This window comes from Cypionkella sp. TWP1-2-1b2, from assembly GCF_049896245.1.
GTDB lineage: Bacteria > Pseudomonadota > Alphaproteobacteria > Rhodobacterales > Rhodobacteraceae > Cypionkella.
Genome location: NZ_JAFCTX010000014.1, coordinates 44589 through 65033, shown reverse-complemented (window position 1 = coordinate 65033; position 20445 = coordinate 44589). Strand labels below are relative to the sequence as shown.

Sequence of the window (20445 nt, the reverse complement as noted above, 5' to 3'; positions counted from 1 at the left end):
AGGCTGCGATGCAGACGGCTTGGCAAGATTTCGTGGCGCGTCAAGAAGTGCTGGTGGCTCTGCGGTTTTCCTATTTCGGCAGTTCTGGCTGGAAAAGCGATTTCTCGAAAGACAAGGCGCTGTTGTTTGATCAAGACAGGTTGATCATGCGGCTGGGCCTGCTGCAAAGCCTGCCCTTGCCCGCGCTTGCGGCGCAGACCGATCAGAATTTTCACCTGATGGTGCTGTCGAGTTACGCGATGCCACGTTGGGCGCAGCGCAGTCTGGCCGAGATTTGCGCCGAAACTTTGCCTGCGGGCCAATACACCATCACCCCGCGCCGATTTGGCGTCGCCCATAGGCATCTCGCTCAGTTCATCGCGGCGCGCTATCCGGCAGGTTCGGATCAGCCGACGCCGGTGCTGCAAACCGTTCTGGATGATGATGATGGATTTTCCACCGATCTGATCGCCACCGCGCGGCGCGGGCTGGCCGAATTGCCGCCACTTATTGATCCCGACGATCTGCGTTTCGTCTCGTTCAGCCGTGGCTATGGCCTTGATCTGTCATCGAAAAACGCGGAAAGCTACGGGCTTTATCATCATCGCTATCCGTTCATCAATCTGGGCCTGACGATGGCGGGAGATCGCAAGGGCCGCAATATCTTTGCAATCCGCCACCGCAAGACGCCGCTGGATTATCCGCATCGCCTGATCGGTGGCCCGCCGATGTTTGTGCGCTCGGTGCATGAGGCGAATGATTCCCGCGTTGAGGTCAGCGCCAAATGGCGCGCTGTCCCCGATTGGCGGCAGGATGCCGACGTGCGCGCCCGCTTTCCCTATCTGCCGGAGCTATAATTTCACCGGCTTGAACGGGGCCATCCCGGCCCGCGCCAACTCATCCGCGCGTTCATTTTCGGCATGTCCGGCATGGCCTTTGATCCAGCGCCAGACCACCTTGTGCTTGGCTTGGGCCAGATCAAGCCGTTGCCAAAGATCAACATTCTTCACCGGATCTTTGCCGGATGTCTTCCAGCCGTTGCGCTTCCAGCCGTGAATCCATTCGGTGACGCCATTTTTCACATAGGCAGAATCGGTCACAATCGTCAGCTCTGACACCCGCGTCAAAGCCTCAAGCGCGGAGATCGCGGCCAGCAATTCCATCCGGTTGTTGGTGGTATGCGCCTCGCCGCCGTTCAGCGTGCGTTCTTTCACCACCGCGCCATCTTCGCGCGCCAGCATCAAAACACCCCAGCCGCCGGGGCCGGGGTTGCCCGAACAGGCACCATCCGTATAGGCAAAAAGTTCGGTCATCTTGGCTCCTTTGCGCCGATTTAGGCGGGCTTGCCGTCAAGGTCAACCAAAGGTGACCACGGCCAGGCTTGTCACCACCGCCACCGTCAGCATCACGCGAAACGGCAGCCACCAGATTGGCGCAAGCTTGTGGTGGCAGAACAGCCAGTCTAGCCCCAGCAGGCCGATGAACCCCAGACCGAGGTAAATTGCAGATGACGTTGGCCCGTCGCCTACCAGAAAAAATACCCACAGCGCCGGGATCACCGAAACCGCATAAAAAACCCAGGCACTGTGCTGCGCGCGGCTGGCAAACCCCCATAGCACACCCGCCATGAAGGCGAGAATGATGGATCCATAGGACAGCAGCACAAACGGGGCTACAAAACGCGGGCCTAGAGTGGACATCGTCACATCAAACGCGGCAGGGCTGACATGGGTCGCAACGCCCCAGAAAAACGGCAGCAAGCCTGACAGCCCCAACAGCATCACTGCATGCGGAACGGCCCTCACAGCGTCTCGCGCAAGATACGTGGCACTTTGAATTCGATGTTTTCTTGTGCAGTTTCAACAAGTTCCACGCGCGTGTCAAAACGCGCGCGGAAGGCGTCGATCACCTCATTGACCAGCACTTCCGGCGCCGAAGCCCCCGCAGTGACGCCTACAGAACCGATCCCCTCCAGCGCGCGCCAGTCAATGTCAGACGCCCGCTGCACCAGTTGCGCATAAGCGCAGCCCGCCGAGCGCCCAACCTCCACCAGCCTGCGCGAGTTCGACGAATTCGGCGCACCAATCACCAAAAGCGCGTCGATCTTGCCCGCAATCGCCTTCACAGCCGCCTGCCGATTGGTGGTGGCATAGCAAATGTCTTCCTTGTGCGGCCCGACAATCGCCGGAAATCGCATCTGCAAAGCGGCGACGATCCCCGCCGTATCGTCAACCGACAAGGTGGTCTGCGTGATATAGGCCAACCGCGCCGGATCGTGCACCACCAGCCCGGCGACATCCTCGGCAGTTTCCACCAGCAGCACCTCACCCTCGGGCAGTTGTCCCATCGTGCCAATGGTTTCCGGGTGGCCCTGATGGCCGATCATCACCATTTGCAGGCCAGCTTCAGAATGACGCTGCGCCTCGTTATGCACCTTGGTTACCAGCGGGCAGGTGGCATCCACCGCGATCATCCGCCGCGCTTCGGCCGCCAAAGGCACCGATTTTGGCACACCATGCGCCGAGAAGATCACCGGGCGATCCACCGGGCAGTCGTCCAATTCCTCGACAAACACCGCGCCTTGCGCCCGCAACGCATCGACGACGAATTTGTTATGCACGATTTCATGGCGCACATAGACCGGCGCGCCCCATTTTTGCAGCGCCAGTTCGACAATCTTGATCGCGCGGTCAACACCGGCGCAAAAGCCGCGCGGGGCGGCGAGGTAAAGGGTCAGCGGCGGCAGGGTCATCGGGGTTCTCTCGTTTGGACTAGAGGTAAGGCCAAGCGCGGGTCTCGTCTAGTCTTGCGGCTGAAAGTAATACGGCCCCGCCGCAAGATCGCGCAGATGTTGCGCCATCCGCGAGGCCTCCGCCCCATCGCTGAACGCCCGGACCGGCACCACAATCGCGGTGTCAAAATTCAGCACAAACAGATGCGTCGGGGTTTCCAACACCTGCCCGATCAACTCCGGCGACAAATAGACACAGTCCAGCGTGAACAAATCGGTCCCCGCGACGCAATCTATCCATTCTTCAAACTCGGACTGCACCGGCGCGGGCAGCATCCGCCGCGCCCGCCAATGTTGCCACAGGGTGATCCCCAACAGCACCAGCGCCCATTGCACCGCCATCACGCCCAGAAACACTGCCCAATTTTGCCAAGCCCCCTGCGTGCCAGCCATCCAGTCTGGCATAAGCCCAAACACCGCGCCACCCGCGATAAACCACGCCCCCAACGCCCATTTCGCCCGGCCAGACCATGCCCGCTTCAGCCGAAGATAGGCCAAAGCGTCCGCCGCAGTCAGCGTGTAGGTCCACCGCTGCAGCAAGCCGCCATCGAAATCCCGGCTGGGCCCTCGGTCCGAAGTCCCCAATACCGAATCCAATGCGAAAGCCGAGGCGGTTGCGCGCCCCGGCTTTTCATCAAACCCACCAGTAGTCTGGGAAGCTTCAGTCACTTAACCTCGACAGCCACTTCGTCACGCTCAAGCCGGGGCTCGCGCGGTGGGCGGCCGATCACGTCGCGCAATTCATCCAACTCGATGAAATTGTCAGCCTGACGGCGCAATTCATCGGCGATCATCGGTGGTTGGCTGCGGATGGTCGAGACCACCGAAACCCGCACGCCTTGCCGCTGCAGGCTTTCCACCAAGGGTCGGAAATCACCGTCGCCCGAGAAAATCACCACATGATCGACACGCGGGGCCAGTTCCATCGCATCGACAGCAAGCTCGATGTCCATGTTGCCTTTGACTTTGCGGCGGCCTTGGCTGTCGGTGTATTCCTTGGCCGGTTTGGTGACCATGGTGAAGCCGTTGTAGTTCAACCAATCCACCAGCGGGCGGATCGGCGAATAATCGTCATTCTCCAGCAGCGCAGTGTAATAGAACGCCCGCAGCAGCTTGCCACGCCGCATGAACTCTTGACGCAGCAGCTTGTAGTCGATGTCAAACCCAAGTGCCTTTGCGGCCGCATATAGGTTTGAGCCATCAATGAACAGCGCAAGCCGTTCGTCCTTGTAAAACATCGTCTTCCCCTCGAAAAATCTGTCCGCCAACCGCGCTTTTGTGAATTGACTACCAATGTAGATAAGGCGACGGCGATGAATGTGAATAGCAGTGTCGCGGATGCGCGAGCAAGCCAATCTATTGATAGGATACCAGCAAAAATGGCCGGCTTAAAGCACGCTCTGGTTGCGATTGGTGCAAATCTGAATTTCGGCGACATGTCGCCAAAATCAACAATTCTTGCCGCTATAGCGGAACTTGACCGTGTGGGTCTGCGCGTGACACGGCTAAGTACCCTGTATCAAACGCCATGTTTCCCCGCCGGGGCGGGGCCGGACTATGTGAACGCCGCCGCAGTCGTTACGTTGCGTCACGCGATCTCTGCATCTGACATATTAACTTGTTTGCATATGATAGAGGCAAGATTCGGACGCGAGCGCGTGCAGCGTTGGGGAATGCGCAGCCTTGATATTGATCTGCTGGCCTTGGGCGAATCAGTCTTGCCTGACCGTTCCAACTATCTGAAATGGAAAAATCTTCTCCCAGACGATCAACGCAGCCTTGCGCCTGATCAACTGATCCTGCCGCATCCGCGTCTGGCCGAGCGCGCTTTCGTTCTGGTGCCGCTTGCCGATGTGGCCCCCGATTGGCAGCATCCTGTCACCCGCCTGACCGTGGCGCAGATGCTGGCGGCACTTCCGGCGAAAGATCGCGCCGAAGTCATTCCGCTGGCTTTGGATTGATCTGGGCATCCGCTTGATTATCCACTTGTCAAGCAGCAGCATCGCGCCTAAATAGACCGCTTCAAAGCCCCTCCCCTACTGGAGTCTTTCATGGCCCGCGTGACGGTTGAAGATTGCGTTGACAAGGTTCCGAACCGGTTCGAACTTGTCCTGCTTGCGGCCCATCGGGCCCGCGAAATCCAGGCCGGCTCTGCCGCGACTGTAGATCGTGACGACGATAAGAACCCGGTGGTGGCCCTTCGCGAAATCGCCGAGGAAACCCAGCTGGCCGATGCCCTGCGCGAGCGGATGATTGAGGGTTACCAGACCCAGATCGAAGTCGACGAGCCGGAAGAAGATCAGATGGCTCTGCTGATGTCTGGCGAGGTTGATCGCCCGATGCAGGATGATATGTCAGAAGAAAAGCTGCTGCGCGCGCTGATGGAAGCCCAAGGCGAGCTGTAATTACGGGAATTCCCGAAACGCGGGGCGGTGATGATCGACGTTGAAGACCTCATCGCCCTGGTTAAAAACTACAATCCACGTTGCAATTCTGAACTGATCCGCCGGGCTTATGCCTACGGGTCAAACATGCATGACGGCCAGATGCGCAAATCGGGTGAGCCTTACTTCACCCACCCCGTCGCGGTCGCAGCCATCCTCACCGAACAGCAGTTGGATGATGCCACCATCATCACGGCCCTGTTGCACGACACGATTGAAGACACCAAATCCACCTATGCCGAAGTCGCCAAGCTGTTTGGCGAGGAAGTGGCTGAACTGGTCGATGGCGTCACCAAGCTGACCAACCTGCAACTGTCGAATACCGAATCGCAGCAGGCCGAGAACTTCCGCAAGTTGTTCATGGCGATGTCGAAAGACCTGCGGGTGATCTTGGTCAAACTCGCCGACCGTCTGCACAACATGCGCACCATCAAGTCGATGAACCCGGAAAAGCAGGCCAAAAAGGCCCGCGAAACCATGGAAATCTATGCGCCACTCGCGGGTCGCATGGGGATGCAGTGGATGCGCGAAGAACTTGAGGACCTGTCGTTCCGCGTGCTGAACCCCGAAGCCCGCAATTCCATCATCCGCCGCTTCCTGACCCTGCAACGCGAATCCGGCGATGTGGTGCATCAGATCACCGCCGACATCCGCACCGTGCTGGAAAAGGTGCAGATCGACGCCGACGTTTATGGCCGTGCTAAAAAACCCTATTCGATCTGGCGCAAGATGCAGGAAAAGGATCTGGCGTTCAGCCGCCTGTCAGATATCTACGGCTTCCGCGTGATCTGCGCCTCGGTTGCTGATTGCTACCGTATCTTGGGTGTGATCCACCAGCGCTGGCGTGCCGTGCCGGGGCGGTTCAAAGACTACCTCAGCCAGCCGAAATCCAACGGCTACCGCTCGATCCACACCACGGTATCGGGCCGCGACGGCAAACGGGTCGAGGTGCAAATCCGCACCCGTGAGATGCACGAGGTCAACGAGGCAGGCGTGGCCGCGCACTGGTCCTACCGCGAAGGCGTGCGCGCCAAGAACCCGTTTGCCGTTGATCCCGCCAAATGGATCGCCGCGATGACCGAACGTCTGGACGAGGGCGATCACGACGAATTTCTCGAAAACGTCAAACTAGAGATGTATTCCGATCAGGTGTTCTGCTTCACCCCCAAGGGCGATGTGGTGCAACTGCCGCGCGGGGCCACACCCTTGGATTACGCCTATTCAATCCACACCCGCATCGGCAATTCCTGTGTCTCCGCCAAGATCGACGGCATCCGCGTGCCTTTGTGGACCCGGCTGAAAAACGGCCAATCGGTAGAGATCATCACCGCCGAAGGCCAACGCCCGCAGGCCAGTTGGATCGACATTGTCACCACAGGCCGCGCCAAGGCCGCGATTCGCAAATCCCTGCGCGAAGAAGATCGCGGCCGTTTTGTCCGGCTTGGCCAGGAACTTGCCCGCGCCGCCTTTGAACATGTTGGCAAAAAGGCCACGGACAAAGCCCTGCGCACCGCCGCGAAAATGCTCGGGATGCCCGATGAGGCCGAACTTCTCGCCGCCCTTGGCTCTGCCGAACTCACCGCCCGCAAAGTCGTCGAAACCCTCTATCCCGAACTGATCCAGCGCGGCGCGGATGAGGTCGAATCCGCCCGCGCCGTCATTGGTATGCCCGATGATCAAACCTTCCGCCGTGCCCTTTGCTGCCAGCCTTTGCCCGGCGAGCGTATCGTCGGCATCACCTATCGCGGCCAAGGCGTGTTGATCCATGCGATTGATTGCCCCGCGCTGGAGGAGTTTGAAGAACAACCCAACCGCTGGGTTGATCTGCAATGGCACGCGGGCCGTCATGCCGCCGTCAACACCGTTGCGCTGGATGTCGCCATCTCCAACGACCAAGGCGTTTTGGGCCGGATATGCACCTTGATTGGTGAGCAGAAAGCCAACATATCCGATCTGCGGTTTACCGAACGCAAACCGGATTTTTACAGACTTATCATCGACGTGGACTTGCGCGACGTTGAACACTTGCACATGGTGATGACGGCGCTAGAGGCCGAAACCGATGTCGCACAAGTGTCGCGGCATCGTGATATGACACGCAAACCCTGACGGGCTATCCGCAGGGTCACCGGGCAAGAAGGAATCGGGCCGCTCTATGGTTTTCAAACGTCGGCAACCGCTGGGATGGCTCGCCTGGATGCGCGAGATGGTCTACCCGAAGGGTGGCTTCAAACGCGCGACCCGTTACGTCATCCACCGGATGAGCCGTCTGCCCGACGACCCCCACCGCATTGCGCGCGGCATCTTTGCCGGATCGCTGATCGGCTTCCTGCCGCTGCCCGGCCTGCAATTTGTCGCCGCTTGGGGTGCCGCCCGGCTGGTGCGCGGCAATGTTCTGGCGGCCCTCTTGGGCACCTTCAACACCAACCCTTTGACCACGCCGTTCTTCGCTGTGATCGCGATGACCTTCGGGCATTGGATCATGGGCGTACAGGAACCGCTCAGCGCCGGGGCGATCGGCGAAGCGTTTGCCCATGCCGGAACCGATCTGTGGCGCAACATGGTTGCCATCTTCACCCCCGAGACCATGCATTGGGGCGGACTGATCCGGTTTTGGCATGAGATTTATGTGCCCTATTTCATCGGCGCTCTGCTGCCCGGCATCGTGATTTCGGCGGTGGCCTACTATCTGACCATCCCCTTGGTGCAGACATACCAAAAAGCCCGCGCCGCCAAGGCCGATGATCGGCGCGAACGTCGCCACCGCCTGAAACTCGCGGTGTCCGAGGCCAAAAATCGTCTGCTGCACCGCAGTGACAAAGACGCTGAAAAGCACTCTGCCGGGGATGACGGCAGCGCGGATGCGCACTAGTATCCCATGACGATTACGGGAGAGCGTAAAATGACGGTGCGGCAACGGCTTGGCGTCAACATTGATCATGTGGCAACGGTGCGCAATGCGCGCGGCTCGGTCTGGCCTGATCCGCTGCGCGCCGCGCTGATCGCTGAACTCGCCGGGGCAGACGGCATCACGGCGCATTTGCGCGAAGACCGCCGCCACATCCGTGACGCCGATATGGAAGCCCTGCGCGCTGGCCTTGGTATTCCGCTAAACTTCGAATGTGCCGCGACCGACGAGATGGCCGCGATCATCCTGCGCCTGAAACCCCACGCCGTTTGCCTTGTGCCGGAAAACCGCGCCGAACGCACCACCGAAGGCGGCTTGGATGTCGCCATCGACGCCAACCGCCTGACCCAATTCATCACGCCCCTGCGCGAAGCAGGCTGCCGGGTGTCGATGTTCATCGGCCACGACCCCCGCCAGATAGAGGCGTCCGCCCGCATCGGTGCCGCTGTGGTGGAACTCCACACCGGCCACTACTCCGACCTGCATGCCGAAGGCCACCACGCCGAGGCCGAAGCCGAACTCGACGCCCTGCGCAAAGGCGCGGCCTTCGCCCACAGCCTTGGGCTTGAGGTTCACGCCGGCCACGGCCTGACCTATGATAACGTCGCCCCCATCGCCGCCATCCCCGAAATCGCGGAACTCAACATCGGCCACTTCCTGATCGGTGAGGCGATCTATGTCGGTCTTGAAGCCGCCATCGAAGAAATGCGCCGCCTGATGGATGCGGCCCGCGCCTGAATGATCCTCGGAATCGGTTCAGACCTGTGTAATATCGAGCGGATCGAGGCCACCCTCGCCCGCCACGGAGACCGTTTCAAAACCCGCGTCTTCACCGAACGCGAACAGAAAAAAGCAGACTCCCGCCCCCGCGCCATAGCCGCCACCTACGCCAAACGCTGGGCCGCGAAAGAGGCTTGCTCCAAGGCGCTGGGTACCGGCCTGCGCATGGGCATCTCTTGGAAAGATATGGCTGTATCAAACCTGCGCACCGGACAGCCCGTGATGCACCTCACCGGATGGGCTGCCGAACGCCTCGCGCAAATGACCCCAACGGGTCATCACGCGATCATTCACGTGACTTTGACCGACGATCACCCTTGGGCGCAGGCATACGTCGTCATCGAAGCCCGCCCCGGCCCCGCGCCAACTTGACTCCGCAGCCCCCGGCGCGCATGTAGCGCAAAATAAAGAAAAGCCGCGCAGGCAGCGGCAAATCTGAAGGAAGACGGACATCATGGCGAAAAACGATAGCGGCATTGTCGAGACGATCAAAACCGTCGTCTACGCCCTGCTGATCGCAGGCGCTTTCCGCACCCTGCTGTTCCAGCCGTTCTGGATTCCCTCGGAATCGATGAAAGACACCCTGCTGGTCGGCGATTTCGTCTTCGTCAACAAAATGGCCTACGGCTATTCGAAATACTCCTGCCCCTTCGCGCTCTGCCCGATCTCCGGTCGCATCTTCGCCTCCGAACCCGAACGCGGCGACGTTGTGGTATTCCGCCATCCGGTCAACGGCTCTGATTTCGTCAAACGCCTGATCGGCCTGCCCGGCGACAAGATCCAGATGAAACAGGGCGTGCTCTACATCAACGGCGCGGTTGTGCCGCAAGTCCCAGACGGCACTTTTGAAGAAGTGATGGAGCCGCAAGGCCCGATGAAATCCCGCCCGCGTTGCAGCAACGGCGCTGTCGGCGATGGCGCGATCTGTCAGAAAGAACGCTTCCACGAAACCCTGCCGAACGGCGTCGTGCATGACGTGATGAATATCGAAAACGATGGTTACGCCGACAACACCGACGTATTCACCGTGCCTGAGGGCGAGTATTTCTTCATGGGCGACAACCGCGACAACAGCCAAGACAGCCGCTTCGCCCAAGCCGTCGGCGGCGTCGGCTTCGTGCCCGCCGAAAACCTGATCGGCCGCGCCGACCGGGTGATCTTCTCGTCAGCGGGCACCTCGATGCTGTTCTTCTGGACCTGGCGCGCCGACCGCTTCTTCAAGGCGGTGGAGTGAAGCTCGCAGCCGATCTCAAAGCCTTCGAGGCGCGCATCGGGCACAGTTTCCGCCAGCCAGACCTGCTGCTGCGCGCCGTCACGCACGCCTCGATTTCGTCGACCACCCGCCCCGACAACCAACGCCTTGAATTTCTTGGTGATCGCGTGCTCGGACTCGTGATGGCCGAAGCGCTGCTGGGGGCCGACATCGCTGCATCAGAAGGCCAACTAGCCCCCCGCTTCAACGCTTTGGTGCGCAAAGAGGCCTGCGCCGAAGTCGCCCGCGAAGTCGGCCTCGGTGATGTGCTGAAACTTGGCCGCTCTGAAATGCTCTCCGGCGGTCGTCGCAAAGAAGCCCTGCTCGGCGACGCGATGGAAGCGGTGATCGCCGCCGTTTACCAAGACGGCGGTTTCGACGCCGCCCGCGCGCTGATCCTGCGCCTCTGGGGCGCGCGCATCGGCGCGGTGGAGCAAGACGCCCGCGACCCGAAAACCTCGCTGCAAGAATGGGCGCAAGCCCGTGCCATGCCGCCGCCAATTTACACCGAACAGTGCCGTGAAGGCCCAGACCACCAGCCAATCTTCACCGTTGAAGTAAAGCTGGAAAGTGGCGAGGCTGAACTTGCCCGCGCCGGATCGAAACGTGTGGCCGAACAAGCCGCAGCCCGCGCCCTTCTGGCCCGGATGGAGACTTCTGATGACTGAAGACAGCAAACTGACTGGCCGGATGCCAGATGGCCCCGGCACCCGCGCGGGCTTTGTGGCGCTGATTGGCGAACCGAACGCTGGCAAATCCACCCTCTTGAACCGTATGGTCGGCGCGAAAGTGTCGATTGTGACGCATAAAGTGCAAACCACCCGCACCCGTATTCGCGGCGTGGCGATGGAGGGCGTGGCGCAGATCGTCTTCGTTGACACTCCCGGCCTGTTCCGCCCCCGCCGCCGCTTGGACCGCGCCATGGTCAAGGCTGCTTGGGGCGGCGCTGCCGATGCCGATCTGATCGTGCTGCTGATCGAGGCCAACCGGGGTTTGACCGAAGGTGTGGCGACCATCATCGACCGGATGAAAGACCAGATTCCGCAAGGCCAAGCTGTGGCCTTGGCGATCAACAAGATTGACAAGGTCAAGGCTGAGGTGCTTTTGGCTTTGGCCGAAAAGATGAACGAAGCCTTTCCGTTTGCGAAAACCTTTATGATCTCAGCCGAAAAAGGCTACGGCGTCAAAGACTTGCGTGAATGGCTGGGCGCGCAGATCCCCGATGGCCCGTGGTTCTACCCCGAAGACCAGATCGCGGATCTGCCGATGCGGATGATCGCCTCGGAAATGACCCGCGAAAAGCTGACGCTGCGGCTGCACGAAGAACTCCCCTATCAACTGACCGTCGAGACCGAGAAATGGGAAGACAAACCGGATGGCAGCACCCGGATTGACCAGATCATCTATGTCTCGCGCGATGGCCACAAAGGCATCGTGCTGGGCAATAAGGGTGAGACGATCAAAAGCATCGGTCAGGCCGCCCGCGCGGATATCTCGGAATTCTTGGGCCGCACCGTGCATCTGTTCCTGCAGGTAAAAGTGCGCGAAAACTGGCAGGACGAGCCAGAGCGTTATTCCGAAATGGGTCTGGATTTCAAAGACGGCGAGGCGTGAAGCGGGCGGAATTCGTAACGAATTCCGGCACGAAATTTGTCGCAAATTTCGGCCTCAACGCCTCAAAGCGTGCGCAGGTTGATCGGTCGATCCCTCCGGGGGGAGTATTTCAGAAAGAGCAACGATGAGTGCGCGCCTCACCTCTGACCTCTGGGTTTCCGCCTATCTGACCCGGCTGCGGTTGGCCGATATTCCTGTCTATGTCACCGCCAAGGGCGACCCTACGGCGGGCGCGGTTGTGGTGAAAGTCGCCCTGCTGAACGGCCAGGCCCGGGCCTATCAACGCTCGTTTGACCTTTTGGCCGACGCCCGGGTCTGGGTGGTTCTGGCGGATGGTCCCGAGTCCGAAGTGGATGCCCTGCTCGCCCGCCAGCGCAGCCGCGATCCTGATCTTTGGGTGATTGAACTGGAGGATCGTCAAGGCCGCACCCTGCTCGATCAGGCAGGTCTCGCCGATTGAAGGATGCGCGCCAGTGCCGCGATGGCAAGGCTGAGCAGCACCAGCGCCACCACCAGCGCACCGATGTTGCGCACAACATGCGGCCAGCCCAAGGCGTCGGCGTTCAGGAACGGATAGGCCCAAGCCCTCGTCTGTTGCCCCCGGATCAGCGCATAAGCCGCATATATCGCGGGCCAAATCAGCCACTGCGGCACATCCGACCAGCGCACATGTTTCGGGGCGAAGGCCAACCACCACACAGCAAAGCCCAAAGGCATCACCGTATGCAGCCCCAGATCGGCCCACCAGCCAAGACCCTCGGTCGGAAATTGGCTGGCCAGCAGCGCGTGATACAGAATCCCTACCGTGGCAATCGCCACCAACACCCCCGCCGCGCGCGAGGCTGAAATTTGCCAGCCTTTGGTGATTGCCAAGAGATACGCCACCAGCAAGGCATTGGTCAGAATGGTGAAATAGGCGGTCATTGCCCAAATTCTGTCCACGGCCAAGGGAAGACCGGTCAGCGCATCAAACTGCGCGCGCAGGGCGGCGAGGCCAACTATGGCAAGGGCAAAGGCGGTCAGTCTGGCCAACATACGCGCAGTCTGCCGTAAAATCCTGCAATGGCAAGCCTTGCTCTGCCATAACGCTGCGTCGATACTGCCGTCATGGAATGGCGCGATCAGGGAGCGGTGATTTCGGTGCGGCCGCATGGCGAGACATCGGCGATCATCGAGGTGTTTACGCAGGCGCATGGCCGGCATGCGGGCGTGGTGCGCGGTGGTGCCTCGCGCCGGATGGCGGCGGTGTTGCAGCCGGGCAGCCAGGTCGATGTGGTCTGGCAGGCGCGGCTGTCCGAACAGATCGGCAGCTTCAAGGTCGAGCCGCTGCGCAGCCGGGCGTGGGTGCTGACCGATCGGTTGAACCTTGCTGGCCTCAACGCGATCTGCGCCATGCTGCATATAGCCTTGCCCGACCGCGAGCCGCATCCGGCGCTTTACGCCCGCTGCATCGCCTTGCTGGATGCGCTGCAAACCCCCGGCTGGCCGCCGGAGTATCTGCGCTGGGAGCTAAACCTGTTGGAGGAACTCGGCTTTGCCCTCGATCTGACCCAATGCGCCATCACCGGCAGCCGTGAGGATCTGGCCTATGTCAGCCCGAAAACCGGCCGCGCGGTGAACCGGGATGCGGCGGGCGAATGGGCGGGGCGGCTGTTGCCCTTGCCGGCGGTTTTGCTGGGGCAGGGGCCCGCCAGCCCGGTTGAAATTGCCCAAGGCCTTGCCCTGACCGGACATTTCTTGAATCGCGCTTTGGAACCCACCTTAAACGGCAAGCCTCTGCCCGAAGCTCGTGCGCGATTATTAGCCATCTTGGCGCAACAATAGTCGCGGACAACCCAACCGCCGTCGCCTCCGGCACAGACCGCCTTGACCAATCCGCGTCAAATGTCACCATGGCCCTGCGGTATCAGTCTTTGGAGTTGAAACACTCCTCCAGCCCAAAACTCCAGCATTTCGCTTTGCTTGCGGGGTTAGAAGCTGCGGTGCGCGGCACGCTGATCTCCACCATTCCCATCGCAGTCTATGATGCGTTTGGGTCGGCGCAGAACCTGTCCACAGTTTACCTCACCGCAGGCGTCATCACCCTGTTCTGGGGCCTGATGGTGCCGCGCCTGACCCAGATCTGGCCGCGCCGCTGGGTTTATTCGGCGGGTTGTGTGTTCTATTTGATCTCGATGGTGCTGTTCGTGCTGGGCACGCAATGGTCGGTGCAGCTGGGCATCCTGATCATGTCGATGGCGACCGTAACCTGCTTTGTCTGCTTTAACGCCTATGTGCTGGATTACGTGCCGCGCGCCGATCTCGGCCGCACCCAAAGCCTGCAGATGGTCTATGCCGCAGCCCCATGGGCCATCGGCCCGATGAGCGGCGTCTACATGCGCGCGCTTTGGGCCCCGTTGCCCTTCATCGTGGCCGCCGTCTTCGCAGTGATCCTGTTCGCGGTGTTCTGGTATCTGCGCCTCGGCTCTGGCAAGCAAATCACCCGCGCCAAAGGCCCCGCCGTCAATCCATTGGCCTACTTGGGCCGCTTCTTCCGCCAACCGCGCCTGATCGCAGGCTGGCTGTTTGCAGTGATCCGCAGCTGTGGCTGGTGGGTCTATGTCGTCTATGTGCCCGTATTCTGCATTGAATCCGGCTTGGGCGATAAACTCGGCGGCTTCATGCTGTCAGTCTCCAACGCCACCCTGCTGCTGTCGCCCTTCATGGCTGCATGGGTGCGCCGCCGCTCGGTCCGAGTAGCCCTGCGCCGCGCCTTGGCCTATTGCGCCATCCTGTTCTGCGCCGCCACCATTCTTGCCTTCGCCCCCACGCTTACCATCGCCTGCCTGTTCCTCGGCTCGTTCGGTCTTGTCATGCTGGATGTGTCAGGAGGTCTGCCCTTCATGATGTCAGTCAAGCCGTCCGAGCGCGCCGAGATGGCCGCCGTCTATTCCAGCTTCCGCGATGTCTCGGGCATCGCCACCCCCGGCATGGCGTGGCTGGTGCTTTGGGTAGCACCTTTGAACTTCATCTTCGCCGCCTCGGGGCTGGCTTTCGGGGCGGCCTATGTCATCGCAGGCAAGCTGCATCCACGGCTCGGCAATCTGCGTCCATCACGCGGCAGACCCTAAGCCGATTTCTCTGATCCGTCCTTCCACCACAACATGTTGTGGAAAGTGGGCAGGATTTTGAAGAATTCCACAAGTCATTCCCCGCTGGGAACAACTTGGGCGCCCCGGACGGCGCCCTTTCCCCCCGTGCTAATCCAGCAACCGCCGCGCGATCACCTGCGCCTGAATTTCCGCCGCGCCCTCAAAGATGTTCAAAATCCGCGCATCGCACAGGATGCGGCTGATCTGATACTCCAGCGCAAAGCCGTTGCCGCCATGGATCTGCAACGCATTATCCGCCGCAGCCCAAGCCACCCGCGCGCCCAGCAGCTTGGCCATCCCCGCCTCCAGATCGCAGCGCTTGCCGTGATCCTTCTGCCATGCGCTGAAATAGGTCAGCTGCCGGGTGATCATAATTTCCACCGCCATCATCGCAAGCTTCCCCGCCACCCGCGGAAATTCGATCAGGGCTTTGCCGAACTGCTTACGATCCGTTGCGTATTGCATCCCCACTTCCAAAGCGTTCTGCGCCACCCCAATCGCCCGCGCCGCAGTCTGGATGCGCGCAGATTCAAACGTCTGCATCAACTGCTTGAAGCCTTGCCCCGGCACCCCGCCCAAAAGGTTGTCCGCCGCCACCTTAAAGCCGTCAAACGCCAGCTCGTATTCCTTCATGCCGCGATAACCCAGAACCTCAATCTCGCCGCCCGTCATCCCCGGCGTCGGAAACGGCTCGGCATCTGTCCCCGGCACTTTTTCAGCCAGAAACATCGACAAGCCGCGATAATCCGTCGTCTCCGGGTCGGTCCGCGCCAGCAACGTCATCACATGCGTTCGCGCCGCATGGGTGATCCAGGTTTTATTCCCCGTAACCTCCCAGCCCTCCGGCCCCGCAACCGCCCTGGTGCGCAAAGCCCCCAGATCGCTGCCGGTATTGGGTTCGGTAAACACCGCCGTCGGCAAAATCTCGCCCGAAGCCAGCTTCGGCAACCACTGCGCCTTCTGCGCGTCCGTCCCGCCGCACAAGATCAATTCGGCGGCAATCTCAGACCGAGTCCCCAACGACCCAACCCCAATATACCCCCGCGACAGCTCCTCACTGACCACCACCATTGAGGCCTTTGACAACCCAAAGCCGCCAAACTCCTCCGGGATCGTCAGCCCGAACACCCCCATTTCGGCCAAAGCCGTGATGATCTCCATCGGAATCAATTCATCGCGCAGATGCCAGCCATGCGCGAACGGGACCACCTTTTCATCGGCAAAGCGGCGGAACTGGTCGCGGATCATCTCCAACTCATCATTCAGCCCGGTGACCCCAAAGCACGCCCGGCCCTGATTGTCCTGCATCAGGGCAACCAACCGCATCCGCGCCGCAGGACTATTGCCCTCGGCCATCAACACAGCCGCCGCAAGCCCCGGAGCCGCCGAAATCCCCAGATCCCCCAGCCGCGCCATCTCGCCCTGCGACATTGGAATCCCGCCATAAATCTGGCTCAGATACTCGCCAAAGCCGATCTGCAGGATCAATTCCTCCATCTCGCCAAACTTGCCGTCGTCCGCCAACCGCCCCGCCCAAGCCCGCAACTGCCGCAAAGCTTCGGTATAAGTCGCCAGCCAAGCCAAGCTATGCGCCGCAAACTGATGCTGCTCCATCGCCGCAGCCGAGACTTTGCCCGCCCCCGTGACCAGCCCGCGCAAAGCCTCCCGCCCGCGCTCAAACAGCGTCTCAACTTCCGGCAAAGCCTCGGCGGTCAGCCCCAGCAGATCGGTCATAACACCCGCGTTCTGATCCAAAGCCATCTCGTCCTCGCCACATGCTGCATCTGCAAAACGCCTAATCCCTTCGCAACCGCAGCGCAATATTAATTCTCCATTAGCTGCGCAAAAGACTGAAAGTGTCGTGATGGATTTTCAGGATGCACAGCGCAGCGCCCTGCTTTAGACAGGCCGCAGAGCGGAGGGCGCGCATGGAATACCTTATGGCAGGCCTCACGCCGCAGGCTTTCGCGGTCGCCCTCGCCATCACCTGTTTTGCGGGCTTCGTCAAAGGCGCTGTCGGTTTTGCCATGCCGATGATCATGATCTCCGCTTTCTCCAGCTTCCTGCCGCCCGAAACAGCGCTCGCGGGTCTGATCCTGCCCACCCTGATCTCCAACCTCAGCCAAGCCTTCCGCCAAGGCCTCGCCCCCGCATGGGAAACCGCAATCACCTACCGCCGGCTGCTGATTGCCACCGTGATTTTCATCGTGATTTCAGCGCAATTCGTCCGCGTGATCCCGCAAGATCTGTTCCTGCTGCTGCTAGGCGCGCCGATCACCGCCTTCGCCGCCCTGCAACTGGCAGGCATTGGCCTCGCCCTGCGCTTGGAACACCGGACCCGAGCCGAATGGATACTGGGGGCCATCGGCGGGCTTTACGGCGGCGTCTCCGGTGTCTGGGGCCCGCCCTTGCTGGTCTATCTGCTGTCAATCAAAGCCGACAAACTGGAAACCGTCCGCGTGCAAGGCGTGGTGTTCCTGATCGGCGCTGCGGTTTTGCTGGCAGCCCACCTGCACTCCGGGGTTTTAAGCCCCAGCCGCACCGCGTTTTCCGCTGCCCTCGTGCTGCCCGCCATACTCGGCCAATCTATCGGCGTCGCCATCCAAGATCGCCTCGATCAGTCGAAATTCCGCCGCTGGACGCAAATCCTGCTGGTGCTGACCGGGTTAAACCTGATGCGTCGGGCGGTTGGCCTCTGATATCTAAAACGTATCTAAAATTTTTCATCTGTTCATAAATATCCCACAGGGGTCTGGGGGTGTGAAACCCCCAGCCGTAGATGCAGCAAGCCAAAACTCAACAGAGACTTACCGCCGCCCTGCAAGCCTTGGAAATCAAAGCATCCGAAAATAGTTCCGCGTTGGGACCTTTCCCATCTCACCCAATCGCCGCCGCCTTCACATCCGCATCAATGAACGGCACATATTGCGCGAAATTATCGGCAAACATCCCCACCAGCTTTTTCGCCTGCGCATCGTAAGCCGCCTTGTCGCCCCAAGTCGTGCGCGGGTCCAACAGGGTCGCATCCACCCCCGCCACCGAAACCGGAACCTCAAAGCCAAAGTTCGGATCGCGGCGGAATTCCCCCGCGCCAAGCGAGCCATCCAAAGCCGCCGTAAGCAGTGCCCGCGTCGCCTTGATTGGCATCCGCTTGCCCGTACCAAACTTGCCCCCCGTCCAGCCGGTATTTACCAGCCAGCACGATGCGCCAAACTTCGCGATCTTCGCCTGCAACAGCTTGCCGTAAACCTCAGGCCTGCGCGGCATGAACGGCGCTCCGAAACAGGTCGAGAACGTCGGCGTCGGCTCCACAATCCCGCGCTCGGTCCCCGGAGTTTTTGAGGTGAAGCCCGACAGGAAGTGATACATCGCCTGCGCCGGCGTCAGCCGTGCGACCGGCGGCAACACCCCGTAAGCATCGCAAGTCAGCATGATCACATGCTTCGGATGACCGCCCATGCCAGTGTCAGACGCGTTGGAAATATACTCCAACGGATAGGCACAGCGCATGTTCTCGGTCAGGCTGCTGTCGGTGAAATCCAGCTCCAAAGTTTCAGGATCGAACACCATATTCTCCACCACCGTACCAAAGCGCGAGGTGGTGCGGTAAATCTCGGGCTCGGCTTCCGCCGACAGGTTGATGGTCTTGGCATAGCAGCCACCCTCAAAGTTGAAGGTGCCGCGATCCGACCAGCCGTGCTCGTCATCGCCGATTAAAATCCGCGACGGGTCCGCCGAAAGCGTGGTCTTGCCGGTGCCAGAAAGCCCAAAGAACACCGCCGAATCCACCGGATTGCCAATCGCATGGTTGGCTGAGCAGTGCATCGGCATCACACCCTTTTCCGGCAAAAGGTAATTCAGCAGCGTGAACACCGCTTTTTTATTCTCACCCGCATAGGCGGTGCCGCCGATCAGGATCAGCTTGCGCTCAAAATTCAGCGCGATCACCGTTGAGGTCCGGCAACCATGCAACTTAGGGTCAGCCTCAAACGACGGACAGTTGATCACCGTCCATTCCGGTACAAAACTGTCCAACTCCGCCCGCTCCGGGCGGCGCAGCATGTGGCGAATGAACAACCCGTGCCATGCCAACTCCGTCACTATCCGCACATCCAGGCGGTAAACCGGGTCGGCCCCGCCGAACAGATCCTGCACGAAATACTCGCGGCCCTGCATATGTGCCAACATATCCGTGTACAGCCGATCAAACGCCTCGGGTGCCATCGCCGCGTTGTTTTCCCACCAGATCGAGTCCTCAACCCCGGCGGTGCGGACCACGAATTTATCCTTCGGCGAACGGCCGGTAAACTGCCCGGTGGTGCACAAAAACGCCCCGCCCTTGCCCAGCTTGCCCTCGCCGCGCGCCACGGCGGACTCAATCAACGCAGGCTCGATAGAGTTATAATAGACGCGCCCCAGCCCGTTGATGCCTTGATCTTCCAACCTTTGCGATGGGTTCACGCGTCCTATGGTCATTCTGCAAGCTCCCGTTCCCGCCAATCTAAGGCGGTATAGTTTCCAACACGTAATGCCCAAACTTCAGACATTTCTGCGAAAACCCAAGATCTGGGCCTCGTCCCTTCGCTATAACATACGGATTTTGCACGGAATAGGACGCCAAGGCACAGTTAGCGCAACCAAATTCGGGTTAGCGCAACTAAAATGGAGCCGATCGGAAAACTGCGTCATATTAGTCATTCATTTGGAAATTTAGCGCCTGATGGAGTCTCAAGCCATGGGTGATTCGCAGTTAGCAGTTGCTAACGAGGCCCGGAAAACGGAATATGTGTCAAAAATCAGGCAAGCAAATCAGGCAAGCCGAGCAGTATAGGGAAGCCCAAACATGGCAAGGATAGCCCTTGTAGACGACGACAGGAACATCCTGACGTCGGTTTCGATGACTCTGGAAGCTGAGGGGTTTGAGGTCGAAACCTTCAACGATGGCCAATCTGCTTTGGATGCTTTCAACCGCCGGATGCCCGATATGGCAGTGCTCGACATCAAGATGCCGCGGATGGACGGCATGGATTTGCTGCAGCGCCTGCGGCAGAAATCCTCCATGCCGGTGATCTTCCTGACCTCGAAAGATGATGAGATTGACGAGGTGCTTGGGCTGCGGATGGGGGCTGACGATTATGTCAAAAAGCCGTTCAGCCAGCGGCTGTTGGTCGAACGTATCCGCGCGCTTTTGCGCCGCAATGATGCGATTGCCACCGGCGAAGTTGCCGTCACCGAAGAAACCAAGATTATGGAGCGTGGCCATCTGCGGATGGACCCGCTGCGCCATTCGGTGTCCTGGAAAGGCCGCGATGTCTCGCTGACTGTGACCGAATTCATGCTGCTGCAAGCCCTCGCACAGCGCCCCGGTTTCGTGAAAAGCCGCGATCAGCTGATGGATGTGGCTTACGACGATCAGGTCTATGTTGATGACCGCACCATCGACAGCCATATCAAGCGCTTGCGCAAGAAAATGCGCTCGGTTGACGATGATTTCGCGGCGATTGAGACGCTGTATGGCATTGGCTATCGCTACAACGAAGAGTGAC

General features: G+C 60.2%; 23 protein-coding genes. 15 read left to right on the top strand and 8 right to left on the bottom strand.

The genetic code is table 11. The features are described 5' to 3' along the window. The first annotated feature begins 8 nt into the window (after positions 1 to 8). Positions 9 to 836, top strand: a complete 828-nt coding sequence (locus tag ACP7AP_RS11315; RefSeq protein ID WP_426034309.1) for a glycosyltransferase — start codon at positions 9 to 11, stop codon at positions 834 to 836. On the opposite strand, the gene rnhA is transcribed toward ACP7AP_RS11315, so the two are convergent. Genes rnhA through ACP7AP_RS11290 form a run of 5 tightly spaced genes read right to left on the bottom strand, consistent with a single transcriptional unit; the run spans position 831 to position 4008 of the window. Further along, a complete protein-coding gene (rnhA, locus tag ACP7AP_RS11310) occupies positions 831 to 1292 on the bottom strand; it encodes a ribonuclease HI (RefSeq protein WP_426034308.1) in 462 nt (153 codons plus the stop codon). The two genes, ACP7AP_RS11315 and rnhA, sit on opposite strands and share 6 nt — an antisense overlap. 42 nt (positions 1293 to 1334) lie before the next feature. Then, entirely contained in the window at positions 1335 to 1784 is a 450-nt protein-coding gene (locus ACP7AP_RS11305; protein ID WP_426034307.1) for a DUF3429 domain-containing protein, read from the bottom strand. After that, complete coding sequence (gene ispH, locus ACP7AP_RS11300) at positions 1781 to 2731, bottom strand: 4-hydroxy-3-methylbut-2-enyl diphosphate reductase (RefSeq protein ID WP_426034306.1); 951 nt, start codon at positions 2729 to 2731, stop codon at positions 1781 to 1783. Before ispH ends, ACP7AP_RS11305 begins: the two co-directional genes overlap by 4 nt. A gap of 48 nt (positions 2732 to 2779) precedes the next feature. Continuing rightward, entirely contained in the window at positions 2780 to 3439 is a 660-nt protein-coding gene (locus ACP7AP_RS11295) for a hypothetical protein (RefSeq protein ID WP_426034305.1), read from the bottom strand. Further along, complete coding sequence (locus ACP7AP_RS11290) at positions 3436 to 4008, bottom strand: NYN domain-containing protein (RefSeq protein ID WP_426034304.1); 573 nt, start codon at positions 4006 to 4008, stop codon at positions 3436 to 3438. The genes ACP7AP_RS11295 and ACP7AP_RS11290 overlap by 4 nt, the downstream gene beginning before the upstream one ends. 75 nt (positions 4009 to 4083) lie before the next feature. On the opposite strand from ACP7AP_RS11290, the gene folK reads away from it, so the two are divergent. The 10 genes from folK to ACP7AP_RS11240 all read left to right on the top strand — a co-directional run bounded on the left by folK (position 4084) and on the right by ACP7AP_RS11240 (position 12228). Continuing rightward, positions 4084 to 4731, top strand: coding sequence for a 2-amino-4-hydroxy-6-hydroxymethyldihydropteridine diphosphokinase (gene folK, locus ACP7AP_RS11285; RefSeq protein ID WP_426034303.1), 648 nt, complete (start codon positions 4084 to 4086; stop codon positions 4729 to 4731). A gap of 90 nt (positions 4732 to 4821) precedes the next feature. Continuing rightward, on the top strand, positions 4822 to 5175 hold the full coding sequence (gene rpoZ, locus ACP7AP_RS11280) for a DNA-directed RNA polymerase subunit omega (RefSeq protein ID WP_426034302.1): 354 nt from the start codon (positions 4822 to 4824) through the stop codon (positions 5173 to 5175). A gap of 30 nt (positions 5176 to 5205) precedes the next feature. Continuing rightward, positions 5206 to 7323: a RelA/SpoT family protein gene (locus ACP7AP_RS11275; RefSeq protein WP_426034301.1), complete on the top strand. Its 2118-nt coding sequence runs from the start codon at positions 5206 to 5208 to the stop codon at positions 7321 to 7323. A gap of 46 nt (positions 7324 to 7369) precedes the next feature. Next, entirely contained in the window at positions 7370 to 8086 is a 717-nt protein-coding gene (locus ACP7AP_RS11270; protein ID WP_426034300.1) for a DUF2062 domain-containing protein, read from the top strand. A gap of 30 nt (positions 8087 to 8116) precedes the next feature. After that, complete coding sequence (locus ACP7AP_RS11265; protein WP_426034359.1) at positions 8117 to 8860, top strand: pyridoxine 5'-phosphate synthase; 744 nt, start codon at positions 8117 to 8119, stop codon at positions 8858 to 8860. Next, a complete protein-coding gene (acpS, locus tag ACP7AP_RS11260) occupies positions 8861 to 9274 on the top strand; it encodes a holo-ACP synthase (RefSeq protein ID WP_426034299.1) in 414 nt (137 codons plus the stop codon). 82 nt (positions 9275 to 9356) lie between these two features. Continuing rightward, on the top strand, positions 9357 to 10136 hold the full coding sequence (lepB, locus tag ACP7AP_RS11255; RefSeq protein WP_426034298.1) for a signal peptidase I: 780 nt from the start codon (positions 9357 to 9359) through the stop codon (positions 10134 to 10136). After that, complete coding sequence (gene rnc / locus ACP7AP_RS11250) at positions 10133 to 10822, top strand: ribonuclease III (protein ID WP_426034297.1); 690 nt, start codon at positions 10133 to 10135, stop codon at positions 10820 to 10822. Before lepB ends, rnc begins: the two co-directional genes overlap by 4 nt. 22 nt (positions 10823 to 10844) lie before the next feature. Beyond that, positions 10845 to 11768 (top strand): GTPase Era, encoded by a 924-nt coding sequence (era, locus tag ACP7AP_RS11245; protein WP_426034358.1) that lies wholly within the window; start codon positions 10845 to 10847, stop codon positions 11766 to 11768. 124 nt (positions 11769 to 11892) lie between these two features. Continuing rightward, positions 11893 to 12228: a DUF1491 family protein gene (locus tag ACP7AP_RS11240; protein WP_426034296.1), complete on the top strand. Its 336-nt coding sequence runs from the start codon at positions 11893 to 11895 to the stop codon at positions 12226 to 12228. Here the strand turns inward: ACP7AP_RS11240 and ACP7AP_RS11235 are convergent. Continuing rightward, positions 12207 to 12803 carry a Pr6Pr family membrane protein gene (locus ACP7AP_RS11235; RefSeq protein ID WP_426034295.1) on the bottom strand — a complete coding sequence of 199 codons (597 nt, stop codon included), beginning with the start codon at positions 12801 to 12803 and terminating at the stop codon, positions 12207 to 12209. The two genes, ACP7AP_RS11240 and ACP7AP_RS11235, sit on opposite strands and share 22 nt — an antisense overlap. Positions 12804 to 12875: 72 nt before the next feature. On the opposite strand from ACP7AP_RS11235, the gene recO reads away from it, so the two are divergent. Next, a complete protein-coding gene (gene recO, locus ACP7AP_RS11230) occupies positions 12876 to 13592 on the top strand; it encodes a DNA repair protein RecO (RefSeq protein WP_426034294.1) in 717 nt (238 codons plus the stop codon). A gap of 68 nt (positions 13593 to 13660) precedes the next feature. Next, positions 13661 to 14878: an MFS transporter gene (locus ACP7AP_RS11225; protein WP_426034293.1), complete on the top strand. Its 1218-nt coding sequence runs from the start codon at positions 13661 to 13663 to the stop codon at positions 14876 to 14878. A 129-nt stretch (positions 14879 to 15007) separates the two neighbouring features. Here ACP7AP_RS11225 and ACP7AP_RS11220 read toward each other — a convergent pair whose 3' ends face one another. Continuing rightward, positions 15008 to 16660, bottom strand: a complete 1653-nt coding sequence (locus ACP7AP_RS11220; protein WP_426034292.1) for an acyl-CoA dehydrogenase family protein — start codon at positions 16658 to 16660, stop codon at positions 15008 to 15010. Positions 16661 to 16827: 167 nt separating this feature from the next. On the opposite strand from ACP7AP_RS11220, the gene ACP7AP_RS11215 reads away from it, so the two are divergent. Then, a complete protein-coding gene (locus tag ACP7AP_RS11215; RefSeq protein ID WP_426034291.1) occupies positions 16828 to 17598 on the top strand; it encodes a sulfite exporter TauE/SafE family protein in 771 nt (256 codons plus the stop codon). 178 nt (positions 17599 to 17776) lie between these two features. Here the strand turns inward: ACP7AP_RS11215 and ACP7AP_RS11210 are convergent, their stop codons facing one another. Beyond that, positions 17777 to 19375 carry a phosphoenolpyruvate carboxykinase gene (locus ACP7AP_RS11210; protein ID WP_426034290.1) on the bottom strand — a complete coding sequence of 533 codons (1599 nt, stop codon included), beginning with the start codon at positions 19373 to 19375 and terminating at the stop codon, positions 17777 to 17779. A 367-nt stretch (positions 19376 to 19742) separates the two neighbouring features. Between ACP7AP_RS11210 and ACP7AP_RS11205 the strand changes: the two genes are divergently transcribed. Continuing rightward, a complete protein-coding gene (locus ACP7AP_RS11205) occupies positions 19743 to 20444 on the top strand; it encodes a response regulator (protein ID WP_426034289.1) in 702 nt (233 codons plus the stop codon). Position 20445: the final 1 nt, after the last annotated feature.